16 protein-coding genes are annotated in these 17,340 nt (G+C 65.6%); 11 read left to right on the top strand and 5 right to left on the bottom strand.

The window, feature by feature from the left end:
* The 7 genes from P8T11_RS01230 (at window position 1) to P8T11_RS01200 (ending at window position 5,305) form a co-directional block, all read left to right on the top strand.
* Window positions 1–555 carry a hypothetical protein gene (locus P8T11_RS01230; protein WP_268078702.1) on the top strand — a complete coding sequence of 185 codons (555 nt, stop codon included), beginning with the start codon at window positions 1–3 and terminating at the stop codon, window positions 553–555.
* An 87-nt stretch (window positions 556–642) separates the two neighbouring features.
* Window positions 643–1,857 (top strand): beta-ketoacyl-ACP synthase, encoded by a 1,215-nt coding sequence (locus P8T11_RS01225; RefSeq protein WP_268078703.1) that lies wholly within the window; start codon window positions 643–645, stop codon window positions 1,855–1,857.
* Window positions 1,854–2,342 carry a hotdog family protein gene (locus tag P8T11_RS01220; protein WP_268078704.1) on the top strand — a complete coding sequence of 163 codons (489 nt, stop codon included), beginning with the start codon at window positions 1,854–1,856 and terminating at the stop codon, window positions 2,340–2,342. Before P8T11_RS01225 ends, P8T11_RS01220 begins: the two co-directional genes overlap by 4 nt.
* Window positions 2,339–3,070 carry a 3-oxoacyl-ACP reductase FabG gene (fabG, locus tag P8T11_RS01215; protein ID WP_268078705.1) on the top strand — a complete coding sequence of 244 codons (732 nt, stop codon included), beginning with the start codon at window positions 2,339–2,341 and terminating at the stop codon, window positions 3,068–3,070. Before P8T11_RS01220 ends, fabG begins: the two co-directional genes overlap by 4 nt.
* Complete coding sequence (locus tag P8T11_RS01210; protein WP_268078706.1) at window positions 3,070–4,296, top strand: beta-ketoacyl-ACP synthase; 1,227 nt, start codon at window positions 3,070–3,072, stop codon at window positions 4,294–4,296. The genes fabG and P8T11_RS01210 overlap by 1 nt, the downstream gene beginning before the upstream one ends.
* Window positions 4,297–4,351: 55 nt before the next feature.
* On the top strand, window positions 4,352–4,792 hold the full coding sequence (locus P8T11_RS01205) for an excinuclease (protein ID WP_268078707.1): 441 nt from the start codon (window positions 4,352–4,354) through the stop codon (window positions 4,790–4,792).
* A gap of 51 nt (window positions 4,793–4,843) precedes the next feature.
* A complete protein-coding gene (locus P8T11_RS01200; RefSeq protein ID WP_050450076.1) occupies window positions 4,844–5,305 on the top strand; it encodes a GatB/YqeY domain-containing protein in 462 nt (153 codons plus the stop codon).
* A gap of 13 nt (window positions 5,306–5,318) precedes the next feature.
* Here the strand turns inward: P8T11_RS01200 and dinB are convergent, their stop codons facing one another.
* Window positions 5,319–6,401 carry a DNA polymerase IV gene (gene dinB, locus P8T11_RS01195; RefSeq protein WP_268078708.1) on the bottom strand — a complete coding sequence of 361 codons (1,083 nt, stop codon included), beginning with the start codon at window positions 6,399–6,401 and terminating at the stop codon, window positions 5,319–5,321.
* Between the two features lie 122 nt (window positions 6,402–6,523).
* Between dinB and P8T11_RS01190 the strand changes: the two genes are divergently transcribed.
* Window positions 6,524–6,940 (top strand): PaaI family thioesterase, encoded by a 417-nt coding sequence (locus tag P8T11_RS01190; RefSeq protein WP_050450078.1) that lies wholly within the window; start codon window positions 6,524–6,526, stop codon window positions 6,938–6,940.
* Window positions 6,941–6,987: 47 nt separating this feature from the next.
* Here P8T11_RS01190 and P8T11_RS01185 read toward each other — a convergent pair whose 3' ends face one another.
* Window positions 6,988–7,443: a BPTD_2524 family lipoprotein gene (locus P8T11_RS01185; protein ID WP_268078709.1), complete on the bottom strand. Its 456-nt coding sequence runs from the start codon at window positions 7,441–7,443 to the stop codon at window positions 6,988–6,990.
* Between the two features lie 137 nt (window positions 7,444–7,580).
* Between P8T11_RS01185 and P8T11_RS01180 the strand changes: the two genes are divergently transcribed.
* Window positions 7,581–9,497 carry a S9 family peptidase gene (locus P8T11_RS01180; RefSeq protein WP_418910254.1) on the top strand — a complete coding sequence of 639 codons (1,917 nt, stop codon included), beginning with the start codon at window positions 7,581–7,583 and terminating at the stop codon, window positions 9,495–9,497.
* Here the strand turns inward: P8T11_RS01180 and P8T11_RS01175 are convergent.
* A complete protein-coding gene (locus tag P8T11_RS01175) occupies window positions 9,494–10,735 on the bottom strand; it encodes a GGDEF domain-containing protein (RefSeq protein ID WP_268078711.1) in 1,242 nt (413 codons plus the stop codon). The genes P8T11_RS01180 and P8T11_RS01175 overlap by 4 nt on opposite strands.
* 396 nt (window positions 10,736–11,131) lie before the next feature.
* Complete coding sequence (locus P8T11_RS01170) at window positions 11,132–12,427, bottom strand: MFS transporter (RefSeq protein WP_268078712.1); 1,296 nt, start codon at window positions 12,425–12,427, stop codon at window positions 11,132–11,134.
* Window positions 12,428–12,622: 195 nt separating this feature from the next.
* Between P8T11_RS01170 and P8T11_RS01165 the strand changes: the two genes are divergently transcribed.
* Both P8T11_RS01165 and P8T11_RS01160 read left to right on the top strand, forming a co-directional pair.
* The gene (locus tag P8T11_RS01165) at window positions 12,623–13,426 is read left to right on the top strand and encodes an AraC family transcriptional regulator (protein ID WP_268078713.1); all 804 of its coding nucleotides are present in this window, start codon (window positions 12,623–12,625) and stop codon (window positions 13,424–13,426) included.
* A gap of 251 nt (window positions 13,427–13,677) precedes the next feature.
* On the top strand, window positions 13,678–16,353 hold the full coding sequence (locus tag P8T11_RS01160; protein WP_268078714.1) for a penicillin-binding protein 1A: 2,676 nt from the start codon (window positions 13,678–13,680) through the stop codon (window positions 16,351–16,353).
* 68 nt (window positions 16,354–16,421) lie between these two features.
* Here P8T11_RS01160 and P8T11_RS01155 read toward each other — a convergent pair whose 3' ends face one another.
* A complete protein-coding gene (locus P8T11_RS01155; RefSeq protein WP_268078715.1) occupies window positions 16,422–17,135 on the bottom strand; it encodes a metallophosphoesterase in 714 nt (237 codons plus the stop codon).
* Between the last annotated feature and the right edge of the window lie 205 nt (window positions 17,136–17,340).

Genomic DNA, 17,340 nt, shown 5'->3' with positions numbered 1-17,340 from the left:
ATGCATCCCCTTTCAACCCTTCTATCCACGCGCCGCGTCATCGCCATGGCAATGCTGCTTGCCGCCCTGACGGGCTGCGCCGGCGCCCCGCCCGTTCCCGCGCGCGACGCCCACTTTGCCTTGCCGCGCCAATTGCATGTGGTGCAGACGGCGGCCGGCCAGCCCCGGGTGGACACGATGCTGGTGGTGCAGCGCGAAGGCACGGCGTTGCGCTGGTCGCTGTTTGACCCGATGGGTGTGCCGCAAGCACGACAGATGCTGGAAGCCGGCCACTGGCGCAACGACGGATTCCTGCGTCCCAACGCCCAGGCCCGCGATCTTTTCGCCGCGCTGATGTTCGCGTGGACGCCGCAGACAGAGCTGGACGCCGCCTACGGCGCGGGCGCCTGGCGCGCGCAGCGGCACGATGATGGCACTGCTGAACGCAGCCTGCTGGATGGTGCCAAGGTTCGATGGACGGTGCGCTGGCCGCAAGCCGCGCGGCCCGACGTCTTTACCATCAGCGGCGCCGATGGCGTCACGTGGCGGATCGAGCCGCTGAAGGAGTCGCCATGAACGGAAGCCGCAATGGACCGGGCTGCAATGGACCGGGCTGCAATGGACCGGGCTGCAATGAAGGGACCAAAATGAACGGGAGCCGACATGAATAGAAGCCCCATCACCAGTTGGCTAAGCGCTCCCGGCATCGTCTGTGCGCTGGGCGCGGGCGTGGACGCCGTCGCGCATGCGGCCTTCAACGGCGACACCCGAGGCATGCGCCGGCAGACCGGCTGGGTCAACGGTCGCAGCCTGACGCTGGGCGCTTATGACGGCGCTTTGCCGTCGATTTCCGATTCTCTGCCCGCGCACCTGCACAGCCGCAACAACCGCCTGCTGCTTGCCTGCGCGGACCAGATCGCGTCGCCGTTGCAGCGTGCCATCGCCCGCCATGGCCCAGCCCGCATTGCCGTGGTGCTGGGCACCAGCACGTCGGGCGTGAACGACAATGCGCCGGACTTCCGGGCGCTTGCCGCCGAAGGCGCTTTTCCCCCTGGGTACGATTACCGCCGCCAGGCACTGCCGTCGCCCGCGTCGTTCCTGGCCGCGCACCTGGGCGTGACCGGCCCGGCCTATACGCTGTCCACCGCGTGCACGTCCAGCGCCCGCGCGCTGCTGTCGGCACGCCGCTTGTTGGCCCTGGGCCTTTGCGACGCAGTGGTGTGCGGCGGCGCGGATACGCTCTGCCGCCTGACGATCAACGGCTTCGCCACGCTGGAAGCCATCGACGACGGGCTCTGCCAGCCGTTCTCGGCCAACCGCCGTGGCATCAACATCGGCGAAGCGGGCGTCCTGTTCGTGATGGAACGCGACACCTCTGATGCGGATGCCGTGGCGCTGCTGGGCGGCGGCGCCAGTTCGGACGCCTGGCATATGTCGGCGCCCGAGCCCTCCGGCGCGGGCGCGCGGCAAGCCATGCTTGCCGCCCTACAGGACGCCGACGTCATGCCCGCCAACATCGGCTGGGTCAATTTGCATGGCACCGGCACGGTGCACAACGACGCCATGGAAAGCCAGGCCATGCATGCCGTGTTTCCCGAAGGTGTGCCCTGCGCGTCCACCAAGGCCTTGACCGGCCACACGCTGGGCGCCGCCGGCGCCATGGAAGCGGCGCTGGCGTGGATGACGCTGTCCGCGCGCACGGCCGATGGACGGCTCATGCCGCACGTCTGGGACGGCCAGCCCGACCCGGCCCTGCCCGCGCTGGATTTCAGCAGCAGCGTGCACCGCTACGCCCAAGGCCGGCCGCGCATCGCCATGAGCAACTCGTTCGCGTTCGGCGGCAACAACGCCAGCCTGATCCTGGGAGCCCGCCCATGAACGCATGCCCCTGGCCCATCGCCAGCCTGCTGCCGCACGCCGGCAACATGATCCTGATTGACGACGTGCTGGGCTACGACGCCGACAGCCTGCGTGCCCGTGCCGTCGTCAAGCCCGGCCCCTACTCCTTGCCGGACGGCTCGCTGCCGCCCTGGCTGGGCATGGAATTCATGGCGCAAGCCGTGGGCGCCTGGGCCGGTTGCCACGCGCGCGAAGCCGGTGCCAGCGTCAAGCTGGGATTCCTGCTTGGCACCCGGCGCTACGACTGCCACTGCGACAGCCTGCCCGTGGGCGTGGCCCTGTCCATCCACGTCCAACGCGGCCTGATCGACGCCAGCGGCATGAGCGTTTTCGAATGCGAATTGCGCGAAGAGCGTGATGAAAGCGACGAAGGCAACGACACCCGCGTGCTGGCCCACGCCCGGCTGAATGTCTATCAGCCCAAGGACCCCAACGAATTTACTCAGGAAGCCCCCCTCACATGAGCGCCGCCCCCATACTCGTCACCGGCTCCAGCCGCGGCATCGGCCGCGCCATCGCGCTGGCCCTGGCCGACGCCGGCCATGACCTGGTCCTGCATTGCCGCCAACAACGCGAACAGGCCGAAGCCGTGCTGGCCGAGGTCAACGCGCGCGGTCGCCAGGCCCGCATTCTGCAGTTCGACGTGTCCGACCGCGCGCAATGCGCGGCCGTTCTGCAAGCGGACGTGGACGCGCACGGCGCCTACTACGGCGTGGTGCTCAACGCCGGACTGACGCGCGACGGCGCATTCCCGGCGCTGACCGGCGACGACTGGGACCAGGTGCTGCGCACGAACCTGGACGGCTTCTACAACGTGCTCAGCCCGCTGGCCATGCCCATGATCCGGCGCCGCGCGGCGGGCCGCGTGGTCTGCATGGCGTCGGTGTCGGGGCTGGTGGGCAACCGTGGCCAGGTCAACTACAGCGCGTCCAAGGCCGGCCTGATCGGCGCCGCCAAGGCGCTGGCCGTTGAACTGGCCAAGCGCCAGATCACCGTGAACTGCGTGGCGCCCGGCCTGATCGATACCGACATGATCGACGAGCATGTGCCCGTTGAAGAAATCCTGAAGGCGGTGCCGGCCCAACGCATGGGCAAGCCCGAAGAGGTCGCCGCCACGGTTGCCTTCCTGATGTCACCCGGCGCCGCCTACATCACGCGCCAGGTCATTGCCGTCAACGGAGGCTTGTGCTGATGAACCGCGTCGTCATTACCGGCATGGCCGGCATCAGCGCGCTGGGCTCGGATTGGGCCAGCGTGCAGCAAGCATTTCAATCGGGCCGCAGCGCCATCCGGCACATGCCGGACTGGTCGCGCTTTGCCGAACTGAACACGCGGCTGGCAGGGCCGGTGGAAGATTTCCGCGTGCCCGCGCACTGGACCCGCAAGCAACTGCGCAGCATGGGCCGCGTATCGCAACTGGCCGTGCGCGCCGCCGAACTGGCGCTGGATGACGCCGCGCTGCTGGGCGACGCCAGCATCACCGACGGCCGCATGGGCGTGGCCTGCGGCTCGTCGGTGGGCAGCACCGCTGAAATCCGCGCCTTCGGCAACATGCTGCTCAACGGCGTCACCGACGATCTCAACGCCAATTCCTATGTGCGCATGATGCCGCACACCACGGCCGCCAACGTCGGCATTTTCTTTGAACTGAAAGGCCGCATCATCCCCACGTCCAGCGCCTGCACCTCGGGCAGCCAGGGCATCGGCTATGCGTACGAGGCCATTCGCTACGGCCGTCAGCAGATGATGCTGGCCGGCGGCGCGGAAGAACTGTGCGCCAGCGAGGCGCTGGTGTTCGACGCGCTGTATGCCACCAGCCAGCAGAACGACACGCCAGAGCTCACGCCCCGCCCCTACGACCGCGACCGCGATGGCCTGGTCATCGGCGAAGGCGGCGGCATGCTGGTGCTGGAATCGCTGGACCACGCGCTGGCGCGCGGCGCGCGCATCCATGCCGAAGTGGTCGGGTTCGGCAGCAACTCAGACGGCACCCACATCACGCGGCCCGAAGCCGCCACCATGCGGGTCGCCATGGAAATGGCGCTGGCGGATGCCGGCCTGCCCCCGGAAGCCATCGGCTACGTAAACGGTCACGGCACCGCCACCGAACAAGGCGACATCGCCGAAACCCAGGCCACGCATGCGCTCTTCGGCAGCCGAATGCCGATCAGCTCGCAGAAAAGCTATCTGGGCCACACGCTGGGCGCTTGCGGGGTGCTGGAATCCTGGTTCAGCATCGAAATGCTGAACCGCGACTGGTACGCCCCCACGCTGAACCTGCGCAATATCGACCCGCGTTGCGGCGAACTCGACTACCTGCAAGGCGATGGCCGCCGCATGAGCAACGAGTACGTCATGAACAACAATTTCGCGTTCGGCGGCATCAACACGTCCCTGGTTTTTCGCCGCTGGCCTTGAGCCGGCGTCCTTTCTTTCAGCCCTTGATTCACTTTCATAACCGGAAACGCTCGTCATGAAGATTACCTACAAGCTGTTTGGCGCCCTGTCCCTGTCGCTTGCCTGCGCCGCGCAGGCGATGGCGGCGGATCGCACCGTCTTCCTGCCCCTGCAACCCGCCATCGACGCCGCGCTGGCTGCTGGCAAGATCGACGGCAGCGTGAAGTTTTACCTGGCGGGCACCGGCCCCAAGGGCAAGGTGCTGGAAGCGGGCGTGGTCACCAACCGCAAGACCAACGCCTTTGCCAAGAAAGACGCGGACGCCTGCCTGTGGGTGGCCCAATCGGCGGTGATCGCGCTGCATGAAGCGGCCAAGAAGGCCAACGCCAACGCCGTCACGAATATCGTCAGCTACTATCGCAAAAACGAATACAGCAGCAAGACCGACTACGAATGCCATGCTGGCGCGGTCGTGGCGGGCGTGGCGCTGCGCGGCGACCTGACCCGGCTGAAGTAAAACCCGATTTACACTTGCGGATTGCCGCAACACCACCCAAAAGGTTCACTTATGAGCACTGCTACGCTCAAGACCCGCCTCTCTGATGCCGTCAAGGACGCCATGCGCGCCAAGGCCTCGGAACGCCTGACCACGCTGCGTTTCCTGTTGGCTGCCGTCAAACAGAAAGAAGTGGACGAACGCCGCGAGCTGAACGACGCCGAAATCACCGCCATCATCGAAAAGCAGGTCAAGCAGCGCCGCGAGTCCATCGCCGCGTTTGAACAGGCCGGCCGCACCGAAACTGCGGAACAGGAAAAGGCCGAACTGCTGGTGCTGCAAGAATTCTTGCCGCAAGCCGCCACGCCTGAAGAAGTGGCCGCCGCCATCGACGCCGCCCTGGCCGAAGTGGCCGCGCAAGGCGTGACCGGCGCGCCCGCCATGGGCAAGGTCATGGCGCTGTTGAAGCAGGCGCTGGCTGGCCGCGCCGACATGACGGCGCTGTCGCAGCAGGTCAAGGCGCGCCTGGCCTGATCCGGGCCACCGTTCAGAACGCGCCGCCAAACAGATCCGGCTGGCGCGCCTGTTCGGCGGGGTCGGCAAAATTGCTCATCCCCACCCCTGCCAGCCGGTACAGCGTTTCCGGCGGCAGCTCCACGCGCTCGCACAGCAGCCTGGCCACCGAGGCCAGTTCGGCCGCCGAACCGGGCGGGCTCAAGCTGGTCTGGCTGCGCGTCAGGATGCGAAACCGGTCAGTCTTCAGCTTGAGCACCACCGTGCGCCCCAGCGCGCCCTTCTTCAAGGCCTGATCCCAGACCTTGTCCGCCATGCGGTCGATGGCGTCGCCCAGTGCGTCCAGGCGGATATCTTCCGAAAACGTGGTTTCCGCCGACACCTGCTGCAAGGGCTGGTCGGTCTGAACCTGACGTTCGTCGATGCCGCGCGCCAGCTCGTACAAGCGCCTGCCGTAGCGGCCGAAATAATGTGACAGCTCTTCCACGCTGTGCGTGGCCAGGTCGCCCACGGTCTGGATGCCCAGTTGCTCCAGGCGCGCCTGCGTCACCTTGCCCACCCCGGGCACCTTGCGCACCGGCAAGGGCTGCAAGAATTCCAGCACCTTGGTGGGCCGAATGACGAACTGGCCGTCGGGCTTGTTCCAGTCTGACGCGATCTTGGCCAGGAACTTGTTGGGCGCAATGCCGGCCGACGCGGTCAGGCCCGTTTCTTCCTTGATCTGCTGGCGGATGACCTGCGCCACCTCGGTCGCGGACGGCAACCCGTATTTGTTCTGGGTCACATCCAGATAGGCCTCGTCCAGCGACAGCGGTTCGATCAAATCGGTATGGCGGGCGAAGATCTGCCGGATCTGGCGCGACACGTCGCGGTACCGGTTGAAGTCCGGCGGCACATAGATGGCGTGCGGGCAAAGGCGTTCGGCGCGGATGGCGGACATGGCTGAATGGATGCCGAAGCGCCGCGCCTCGTAAGACGCTGCGCACACGACCGAGCGCGGCCCCGTCCACGCCACGACGACGGGCTTGCCACGCAGCTCGGGGTTGTCGCGCTGCTCGACGGACGCGTAAAACGCATCCATATCCACGTGCACGATCTTGCGCAAGGGTTCAGACATTCCGATGAAGACCTGGTGGCCGCCGCCACGCCGTGCTGGCGGGCGCTGGCGGACACTGCAAAAAAATATATTATGACCGGCTGAATCGCTTACCCACTGCCTACCCATCCCGCCCTTCTTCCATGACCGCAACCGCATCCACTGACTATTTCGGCCTGACCATCCCCTTCATGCACTTCATTGGCCTGGTGCCCGAAAGCATCGCGCCGGGATTCGCCCGCACCACGCTGCCCTGGCGCCAGGACCTGACCAACAGCCGTGGCGACGTGCATGGCGGCACGCTCATGAGCGTGCTGGACTTCACGCTTAGCGCGGCGGCGCGCGGGTCGGCCGACGCCACCGAAGGCATGGCCACCATCGACATGAACACCACGTTCCTGTCCCCCGGCACGGGCGACCTGGTCATTGAAGCGCGCTGCCTGCGCCGGGGCGGGTCCATCGCCTTCTGTGAAGGCGATATTCGGCGCGCCGATGGCGAACTGGTGGCGCGCGCCACGGCCACCTTCAAGATCGTGCGCCGCCGCCCGGGCGGCGACTGACGGGTCTCTGACCAACCCCCGACCAGCCCCGCGCTCGGCGCCGGGGCTTAGTCCGGCAGGTCGCGCGAGGGCTTGACGGGGGTGCGCGGGTCCAGCGGCATATAGCTGCTGCACGACGTGATGCTGTAGTAGATGGCGTCTTGCATCGCGCGCATTGCCGCCGCGTCCCAAGTGCCCTTGCCCCACATCACAATGCGCACGTCCGTGCTCTTCGGGCCGGCGGCCTTCAGGTCGACCCGCGACATGACGTTGTCGCTATACGGCGCCAACACGCGCACCACACCCGACTGCGCCGCCTCGTTCAGATCGGTCACCACGCGATAGGCGTTGTCGGTGCTGCGCAGGCAGTTGTTCGACTGCCGGATCACCGAGGCGTAGGCGTCCTTGAACGCGACCGGCGCCTTGAATTCGCTGTGCGGCGACGCGCTGTCCGACGAGATGCCCAACGAGCAACCCGCCAGGCCCAATACCATCGCCGATACCGCGACCAGATTCCTGACCATGTAATTCTCCAGATGAATTGCCGCGATTATCCCGCAAACGGCACAGCGGCATAAGTGGGGCCGGTTCGACACCGTCCGCGCGACTATGGCATTATCGATCGCATCCAAAACGCGGAGGTCTTGCCTTGTTTTCATTCATGACGCGCACTGTCCTGGCCGCCAGCATGGCCGGCATCGTCGGCACCACGCTGGGCGCCTGCGCCACCCAGCCGCCGCCCCGCGCCTATCCTCTCAAGGACTTTTTCCGTAATCCGGAACGCGGCTTCTTCCGCCTGGCCGACGACGGCCGCACGCTGGCCTTCATGCAGCCCACCAGCGTGGACGGCCAGCCGGCCCGCATGAACATTTATGTGCAAGCGCTGCAAGGCAGCAAGCTGGTGGGCGAACCCCGCCGCCTCACCAGCGAAACCGCGCGCGACATCTCCAACTACTTCTGGAAGGGCGCCGACGTGGTGCTCTATCAAAAGGACTTTGGCGGCGACGAGAACTACCACGTGCTGGCCGTCAACGCCAAGACCGGCAAGATCACCGACCTGACGCCGTATGACGGCGCGCGCGCCAGCATCGAAGACGATCTGGAAGACGATCCTGATCACGTCCTGATCAGCCACAACCAGCGCAACCCCGAGGTCTTTGACGTCTACCGCGTCAACGTCCACACCGGCGCGGCCGTGCTAGTGGCGCAGAACCCGGGCAACATCGTTGGCTGGCAGACCGACCACGCGGGCAAGGTGCGCGCCGCCGTCACCAGCGACGGGCTGAACACCACCCTGCTCTACCGCGACGACGAAGCCTCGGAATTCCGCCCGCTGATCACCACCGACTACCGCACCAACGTCAGCCCGTCCTTCTTCACGTTCGACGACAAGAAGATCTACGCGCTCAGCAACCGTGGGCGCGACAAGCTGTCGCTGGTGGTCATCGACCCGGCGCAACCCGACGCTGAAGAAGAAATCTTCACCCCCGACACCGTGGATCTGGACGGCGCGGGCTACTCGCGCAAGCGCCGCGTGCTGACGCTGGCGGCCTACCAGACCGACAAGCCGCAATTCAAGTTTTTCGACGCGCAGTCCGAAGCCCTGTTCAAGACGCTGACTGAAAAACTCAAGGGCTACGACATCGCGCTGCAAGGTTCCAACCGCGACGAAAACGTGTTCATCGTCGCCGCCTACAACGACCGCACGCCGGGCTCGCGCTATCTGTACGACGCCACCACCGACACGCTGACCAAGCTGGCCGACATCAACCCGGCCATTCCGGAAAGCGACATGTCGCACGTGCGGCCCATCAGCTACCAAAGCCGCGACGGGCTGACCATCCATGGCTACCTGACGCTGCCCGCCGGCCGCGACCCCAAGAACCTGCCTTGCGTCGTCAACCCGCATGGCGGCCCCTGGGCGCGCGACGGCTGGGGCTACAACCCCGAAACGCAGTTCCTTGCCAACCGCGGCTTCTGCGTGCTGCAAATGAACTTCCGTGGCTCGACCGGTTATGGCCGCGCCTTCTGGGAAGCCAGCTTCGGGCAATGGGGCCTGAAGATGCAGGACGACATCACCGACGGTGTGCAATGGTTGGTGCAGCAAGGCATCGCCGACCCCAAGCGCATCGGCATCTACGGCGCCAGCTACGGCGGCTACGCCACGCTGGCGGGCGTGGCCTTCACGCCCGACCTGTACGCCGCGGCCGTGGACTACGTGGGCGTGTCGAACCTGTTCACGTTCATGAAGTCGATTCCGCCGTACTGGAAGCCCATGCTGGACAAGATGCAGGACATGGTCGGCCACCCCGAACGCGACAAGGATCGGCTGGCCGCGACCTCGCCCGCGCTGCACGCGGACAAGATCAAAACGCCGCTGTTCGTGGCACAGGGCGCCAAGGACCCGCGTGTCAACAAAGATGAAAGCGACCAGATGGTGGCCGCGCTAAGGGCGCGCGGCGTTGAAGTGGAATACATGGTCAAGGACAACGAAGGCCACGGTTTCCACAACGACGAGAACAAGTTCGAGTTCTACGAAGCCATGGAAAAGTTCCTGACGCAGCACCTCAAGCCTTAACGTCCAGCGCCTTCCTGGGTAACCAGCGGCCCATTCGCCGCTGGCGCCATCCCGACCAGGCTGCTCACGTGCATGCGGCCTGGGGCGCGGCCCCCAAACGCCATTTCCACACGGTCCCGCCCTTGTTCCTTGGCGCGATACAGCGCCACGTCGGCGCGCGCCAGGATGACGTCGGCGCTATCGCCTGACTGATAGGACGCCAGGCCGCCGCTGGCGGTCATGGGCACTTCCACCCCTTGCAGGTATAGCGGCGTGTCGCGCAGTGCATCGCACACGCGCTGCGCGTGCACCAGTGCGCGCGCGGGGTCGCAGTCCACCATCAGCAACACGAATTCTTCGCCACCCAATCTGCCGACACGGTCGGTGGCGCGTACGGCGTTCTGCGCCACCTTGGCAAAGTGGCGCAGCGCCGTGTCGCCGGCTGCATGGCCATAGCGGTCATTGATGGACTTGAAATGATCGATGTCCAGCACCAGCACGGCCAATGGGCAGCCCGCGCGCGCGCAGCGTTGCAGCTCGCGCTCAAGTTCGTCCAGGATGCTGCGGCGGGAATGGACCTGCGTCAGGCCGTCAAAGGTCAAGGCCGCCTGCATCTGCTCGGACAAGCGGGTCTGCACCAGCAGCAGCAGCGCCAGGAACAATGCAGGCACGGTGACGGAACCGCACACGATGAAGAACAGCCCCCAGGGGGATGGCTCCGCCAACGATACCGGCTCGGCCCAGCCCAGGCCATAAACCAGCACCCGCAATCCATGCAGCGCGGCTACGCCCAGAATCGCCAGCATCAAATAAAGCACCACCCCGCGTGTGCGGATCTGCGTGCGCTGCTGGTAGATCACCCGCCCGGTCATCAAGGCGCTGCCACAGGTGAAGCCGGAAAACAGCAGCATGCGGCCAGCCAGATCGTCCGTGCCATAAAGCAGCACCGCGAACGCCAGCACGCACATCGCACTGATTCCCACCGTGCGCACGATATGCGGACGCAGGGAAAAAAACTGGCGCACGCCCACGTAGACCAAGCTGACGGCACACACCCACGCCGCGTTGGACACAATGATGTAAACACCCGGCGGTACCAATTGGGCGGCCGCAAACGACAGCAGGGACAGCACAGCCAGGGCATTCGCGGCAATAAACGCGCGCACACCGTTCACGCTGCGCGCCTGGAACGGCAGCAGCAACGGTAAAGCCAGGGCCGTAGCCAGCCCCCACATCAGGAAAAATAAGGAAGTCGTCATGGTTTTTGCCGGGCCCGCCTTGGGAGCTAGGGCCGTCGCTTCTGACCTGCTGTTTGCACTGGGTTCGTACGGGGACACGCGTTACATGTCAGCATGCTTGATGCTTTTTGTTACCAGATGGACAAAAGGCCAAAATCCCCGCAAGACGACGATGCGTCGTAGCGAGGGCGCGACTTGTCCAGAACCTTTACCGCCCGCGCCAAGACGATTGCGCGGTATGCACGGAGAATACGCCAAGCCAGCGGCGCCTGGCTCACCCTTTGCAGTATTTGACAGTTAAAACTTCTACCGCGTCCGCCATCGGAAAGGACGACGGGCCAGGCCCTAGATTAATTATTGTGGGCCGCCCTTCATAGTCGTCCAAAAGAGCTAGTGCGTGAGCGAGGATCCCATGCTTTAGTGGTGTGCTTTTTCCACTCGCGTCTTTTCCACTCGCGCCTTTTCCACTCGCGCCTTTTCCACATTCGGCAGCAAGATCGCCACCACCCCCAGCAACGGCAGGTACGCGCACACCTGGTACACATAGCCGATGCTGGTGGCGTCAGCCAGCTTGCCCAGCGCGGCGGCGCCCACCCCGCCCATGCCGAACGCAAAGCCGAAGAACAGCCCGGCGATCATGCCCACCTTGCCCGGCACCAGCTCCTGCGCATACACCACGATGGCGGAAAACGCCGACGCCAGGACCATGCCGATAATCACCACCAACGCGCCCGTCCAGAACAGGTTGGCGTACGGCAACAGCAGGGTAAACGGCGCCACGCCCAGAATCGACACCCAGATCACGATCTTGCGGCCGATGCGGTCGCCCACGGGGCCGCCCACCACCGTGCCCACCGCCACCGCGGCCAGGAACAGGAACAGGTACAACTGCGCCTCGCGCACCGACAGGCCGAATTTGTCGATCAAATAAAAAGTGAAATAGCTGTTCAGGCTGGCCAGATAGAAGTACTTGGAAAACACCAGCACGCCCAGCACCGCCAACGCACCCATGACCTGATTGCGCGACAAGCCGTTTTCCGCCCCATCGCGGCGCGCGCGGGGTTTGAGAATGACGCGATTCGCGCTATACCAACGGCCGATGCCCGTCAGCACCACGATGCCGAACAGGGCCGCCAGGGAAAACCAGGCCACGCTGCGCTGCCCATGCGGAATGATGAACAAGGCCGCCAACAGCGGCCCCAGCGCCGACCCCACATTGCCGCCCACCTGGAACAGCGACTGCGCCAGGCCATGCCGCCCGCCCGAGGCCATCCGCGCCACCCGTGAAGACTCGGGATGGAACACCGACGAGCCCGTGCCCACCAGCACCGCCGCCACCAGCAGCCAGCCGAACGACGGCGCCACCGACAGCAGCAACAGACCCAGCAAGGTAAACCCCATCCCCACCGGCAAGGAATACGGCTTGGGATGGCGGTCCGTATAAAGGCCGATGAAGGGCTGCAGCAACGAGGCCGCCAATTGATACACCAAGGTGATCAGCCCGATCTGGGCAAACGACAGGCTGAACGAATCCTTCAGCATGGGATAGATGGCCAACAGGATCGACTGGATCATGTCGTTCATCAGATGCGCCACGCTGATCGCGCCCAGCACCTTGAAAGCGGTCGACGGGGCTGCCGGAGCGGGTGCGGCGGTGGGCGCGGACACGTTGGCGTCGGAAATACCGGCGACGGGGTTCTGGGCGAAAGTCATGGGGCGGAAGTGGTTAGGTGAAAGCCGTGGGGTGGCAGGGGGAACGGACGTGGTGCCCCGGCCAACCGTCGAGGGACCAGCGCACAGTGTAGAAACGCGCCACCGATACGATCTGCCAATTTTCGTCGGCCAAGTGACAAAATAGCGGGGCCGCGCGTTTGATCGCGCCCTCATACTTTCGTCGGAAGTGACACCATGCCCGCCCGCCTGCCGCCGCCCGACCCCGCCCGCAGCGTGAATGCGCAGGACTACCAGGACCGCCCCCGCGTGGTCACCGCGATGGCCAAGGAATTCCGGGCGGGCGCGCAAACCGGCGCGCACAGCCACCCCCGCGCGCAATTGATCTATGCGGCCGAAGGCGTCATGCGCGTCACCACGCCCAGTGGCTTCTGGGCGCTGCCGCCCTTGCGCGCGCTGTGGGTGCCGGCGGGGGTGCCGCATGGCGTGGACATGGTGGGCGCCGTGGCCATGCGATCGCTCTATATCCAGGCCGATGCCGCGGCAGAGTACTGGCCGCAGTGCCAGGTGATTGAAGTCAGCGCCCTGCTGCGCGCACTGATCCTGGCGCTGACCGCCGAACCCATCGACTACCCGCTGGGCGGCCGCAGCGAGCAGATTGCCGCGCTGATCCTGACCGAACTGAGCGCCGCCCGCGTGGTGCCCGTCCAGATCCCCTGGCCGCGCGACCGCCGCTTGCAGACCATCTGCACGGCCATTCTGGCCCAACCCGGCCTGCAACGCGGTATCGAAGCCTGGGGCAGCGAGGTCGGCGCCAGCGCGCGCACCTTGATCCGGCTGTTCCAGGCCGAACTGGGCCTGAACTACCGGCAATGGGTGCAGCAGGTTCGCTTGGCGGACGCCATGTGCCGTCTGTCACAGGGGGAACCGGTGGCGCGCATCGCCGCCGATCTGGGCTACCGCAGCCCCAGCGCCTTCAGCGCCATGTTTCACCGCGCCCTGGGCGCGCCGCCGCAGCGATACCAACGCAACGCGACATGACTGAACGGAAGCTGAATCAGTGGCCGAATGCGCACACTCGCATGCAACCGGTCTTGCCGTTTGTCACAGCGCGCAATACATTTCACAGCGCATTTCCCATTGGCCCCGCGCGAAAGCCCCGTCCCGCGTATCCTGGACCACGTCCCTCAATTTACCTGGCATGCGCCCCCGCCCTGCTTCGGCAAGTTTGGTTACCGAAACCTTATTGCGCCGTGGCCGGTCTATAGCGTTCTGTCCTAGAATCGCCTGCAATGAGCACCCCCCAGCAATCCTCCGCCACCCCGGGCGGCAAATCGGGCCTTCCCTGGAAACGCATCCTGGTCAAAACGGGCATCGTCGCAGCCTGCGTCGGCGCCTGCGGCGCGCTTGCGCTTGGACTGGCGCTGGCGCTGGTCTGGCCCGCCCTGCCCGACCTGCACGCCATGACCGACTACCGGCCACGGGTGCCGCTGCGCATCTACACAGCCGACAAGGTACTGATCGGCGAATACGGCGAAGAACACCGCAACGTGCTGCGTTTTGACGAGATCCCCCCCGTCATGCGCCAGGCGGTGCTGGCGGCCGAAGATGACCGCTTCTACAGCCACGGCGGTGTGGACTGGATGGGCGTGGCGCGCGCGGTGCTGACGAACGTGGTCAAGGGGTCGAAGTCGCAGGGGGGCAGCACCATCACGATGCAGGTGGCGCGCAACTTCTACCTGTCGTCGGAAAAGACCTATTCGCGCAAGTTCTACGAACTGCTGCTGACGTTCAAGATCGAAAACGAGCTCACCAAGGACCAGATCCTTGAGCTCTACATGAACCAGATCTACCTGGGGCATCGCGCCTACGGCTTCGCCGCCGCGTCGCGTACCTATTTCGGCAAGCCGCTGTCGGAAGTGACGCCGGCCGAAGCCGCCATGCTGGCCGGCATTCCCAAGGCCCCGTCGCGCTTCAACCCCATCACCAACTTCCCGCGCGCCGAAATTCGCCAGCACTATGTGCTGGGTCGCATGAAAACACTGGGTTACCTGACGCCTGAGCAGGCCGACCAGGCCTTGCAACAGCAACTGACCATCCGTGGCGCCGACGGCACCAGCGCGCGCGGCTTCGCCGTGCATGGTGATTACCCGTCGGAACTGGCGCGCCAGCTGATGTATGGCGTGTTCCAGGAAGACACCTATTCCAAGGGCATCGACGTCTACACAACCATCGATTCCAAGGCCCAGGAGGCCGCTTACCGCGCTGTACGCGATGGCGTGCTGGACTACACACGCCGCGCTGTCTACCCCGGCCCGGAAGACCAGATCGACCTGCCCGATGACGTTGAAAGCGATCCGCAGGCGCTGGACGATATCCTGGACGGCGTGCAGGACTCCACACCCGACAGCGACGACCTGCTGACGGCGGTGGTGCTGTCGGCCAGCCCCACCGAGGTCAAGGTCGCCCGCAGCGCGCGCGACATCATCACCATTTCAGACAAGAAGGCGCTGGCCGTGGTGGCGCGCGCCCTGAACCCCAAGGCCAGCGACAGCCAGCGCATCCGGCGGGGCTCGGTCGTCTACCTCCACAAGACGGGCGGCAAGGACGGCGACGGCTGGGAAATCATCAACATGCCGACGCTGCAGGCGGCGCTGGTGTCCATGGCGCCGCAGGATGGCGCCATCCGCGCCATGATCGGCGGCTTCGACTACCACCGGGGCAGCTTCAACCGCGTGACGCAGGCCTGGCGCCAGCCTGGCTCCAACATCAAGCCCTTCGTCTACGCCGCGGCGCTGGAACGCGGTTTCACGCCCGCCACGCAGATTTCCGACCAGCCTTTCATGCTGACTGCCGCCCAGACCGGCTCGAAGGACTGGCAGCCCAAGAACGACGGCAACAAGTACGAACCCATGCTGACGTTGCGTCAGGGGCTGTACCGGTCCAAGAACATGGTGTCGATCCGCATCCTGCAGGCCATCTCGCCGCAGTACGCGCAGGACTACCTGACCCGCTTCGGCTTCGACAAGTCGCGCTGGCCGGCCGTGCTGCCGCTGGCACTGGGCGCGGGCGGTGCCACGCCGCTGCAGGTCGTCAACGGCTATGGCGTGTTTGCCAACGGCGGCTACCGCGTCACCCCGTATCTGGTGGACCACGTCACCGACCGCTCGGGCAAGGTGCTGATGCAGGCACAACCGGTCAAGGCGGGCGACGAAGCCGCGCGCGCCATCGATCCGCGTACCGCCTGGATCATGGACGACATCCTGCGCGGTGTCGCCACCAGCGGCACCGGCGCGCGCGCGCATCAGGTGCTCAAGCGCAACGACGTAGGCGGCAAGACGGGCACCACCAACGACGCGGTGGACGTCTGGTTCTCGGGCTTCACGCCTGACCTGGCCACGACGGTCTGGATGGGTTTTGACCAGCCCAAGTCCCTGGGCACCAACGAGTTCGGCAGCGGTCTGGCGCTGTCCACCTGGCTGGACTACATGCAGCCGGTGTTGAAGGGAGTGCCCGAGGTCAAGCAGGCGCCGCGCCCGGACGGTCTGCTGGTGGACAACGGCGAATACTATTTCTCGGAGTTCCCGCCTGGCCAGGCCGTGGCGTCGCTGGACCTGTCTTCCGGGGATGAACTGACCGACTTCCTGAACAACAACCTCAGCACCGATGGCGTGGACACCTCGGTGAAGCCGCTGCCGGCCCCCGGCGCGAACGTGCCACCGCCCAGTCTGAACAGCCCCATCCAGGCGCCGCTGCAGCCCATCCCGCTGCCCAGCGCCGGCAATGCACTGCCGGCGATACCGACGGCGGGGGCTCCGGCTGCGGGCATACCGGCAGCGGGCGTACCGGCTTCAGGCGTACCGGCTGCGGGCATACCCGTCGCCGCGCCGATCAATGGCGCCGACGGCGCCGCGGCCAGCGCCAGCGCAATCACGCCATCCAGCGCCGTGGTCGCGCGGCCGCTCTGATCCTCGGGTCTTGAAATGCCAACGGGCGCCACTGCGGCGCCCGTCTTCGTTTCAGGCCACCAGCAGCCCTATGCTTCGACCACCAGCTCCGTCACCACCTCGCACGGCCATGCCGACAGCGACTCCAGGTCCAGGAACGTGAAGTAGCCCGCACGCCATCCTTCCGTATCGATGTGATAGACATTGCCCAAGGCCAAGGGCGAGGCCACCGGCGTATGCCCGGCCACCACCGCCCGCACGCCCTGAATACCCGTCCGGTTCATCTGCCGCAGCCGCTCGCGCGACCATTGGCAGGCCGCGCTGGTGCGCTTGTAGCGATCCTGCAACGCGAACTCCAGTCGCGGCCAGAACAGCACCGGGCAATCCGCATGCAACAAGCCGACCGCGCCCTCGGACGTTTCGACTTCGATCGCGATGGGCAATTGCGCGAACGCCTCGGCAAACACCTCCTGCCGCTCCGTGGGCAGGTCCAGGAACCAGCCGCCGCCATAGCCGCGCCAGTTCGCCACGTCCACCTGCCCCGTGCGCACATGGCGGATCGCGTAGTCCTCATGGTTGCCCTGCACCGCGTAGAACCACGGTCGCGCCAGCCACTCCAGCACCGCCTCGCATTCCGGCCCACGGTCGACCAGGTCGCCCACCGAGAACAGCCGGTCGCGGGCGGGGTCGAAACCCAGCCTGTCCAAGCTTTCCTGTAAGCGTGAAAAATGCCCGTGCACGTCGCCCACCGCAAAATCGCGGCCAAGCTCGTTACGCGGGACTTTCACAAAACGCTGCTCCATGATGATTCTCGACAACCGGTTGAGGGGGACATGAACCGTCCCTTGAAACACACCGCGGCGGCTCGCGCCCGGTAAACCCCGACCTGTCTTTTTAACCCGCTTTAGATTACGCGAGCCTTGCGCCCACGCCACCAGCGCGGTCAAATAATCCGTTACGAGAATCGCTATTGTTCGTGATAATGTTCCGTACTTCCTCACAAATACC

The organism is Achromobacter spanius, from assembly GCF_029637605.1.
Classification (GTDB): Bacteria; Pseudomonadota; Gammaproteobacteria; order Burkholderiales; family Burkholderiaceae_B; genus Achromobacter; species Achromobacter spanius_E.
Note: the sequence above shows the minus strand (reverse complement) of the source record. Positions and strands in the feature narration are given on the sequence as shown.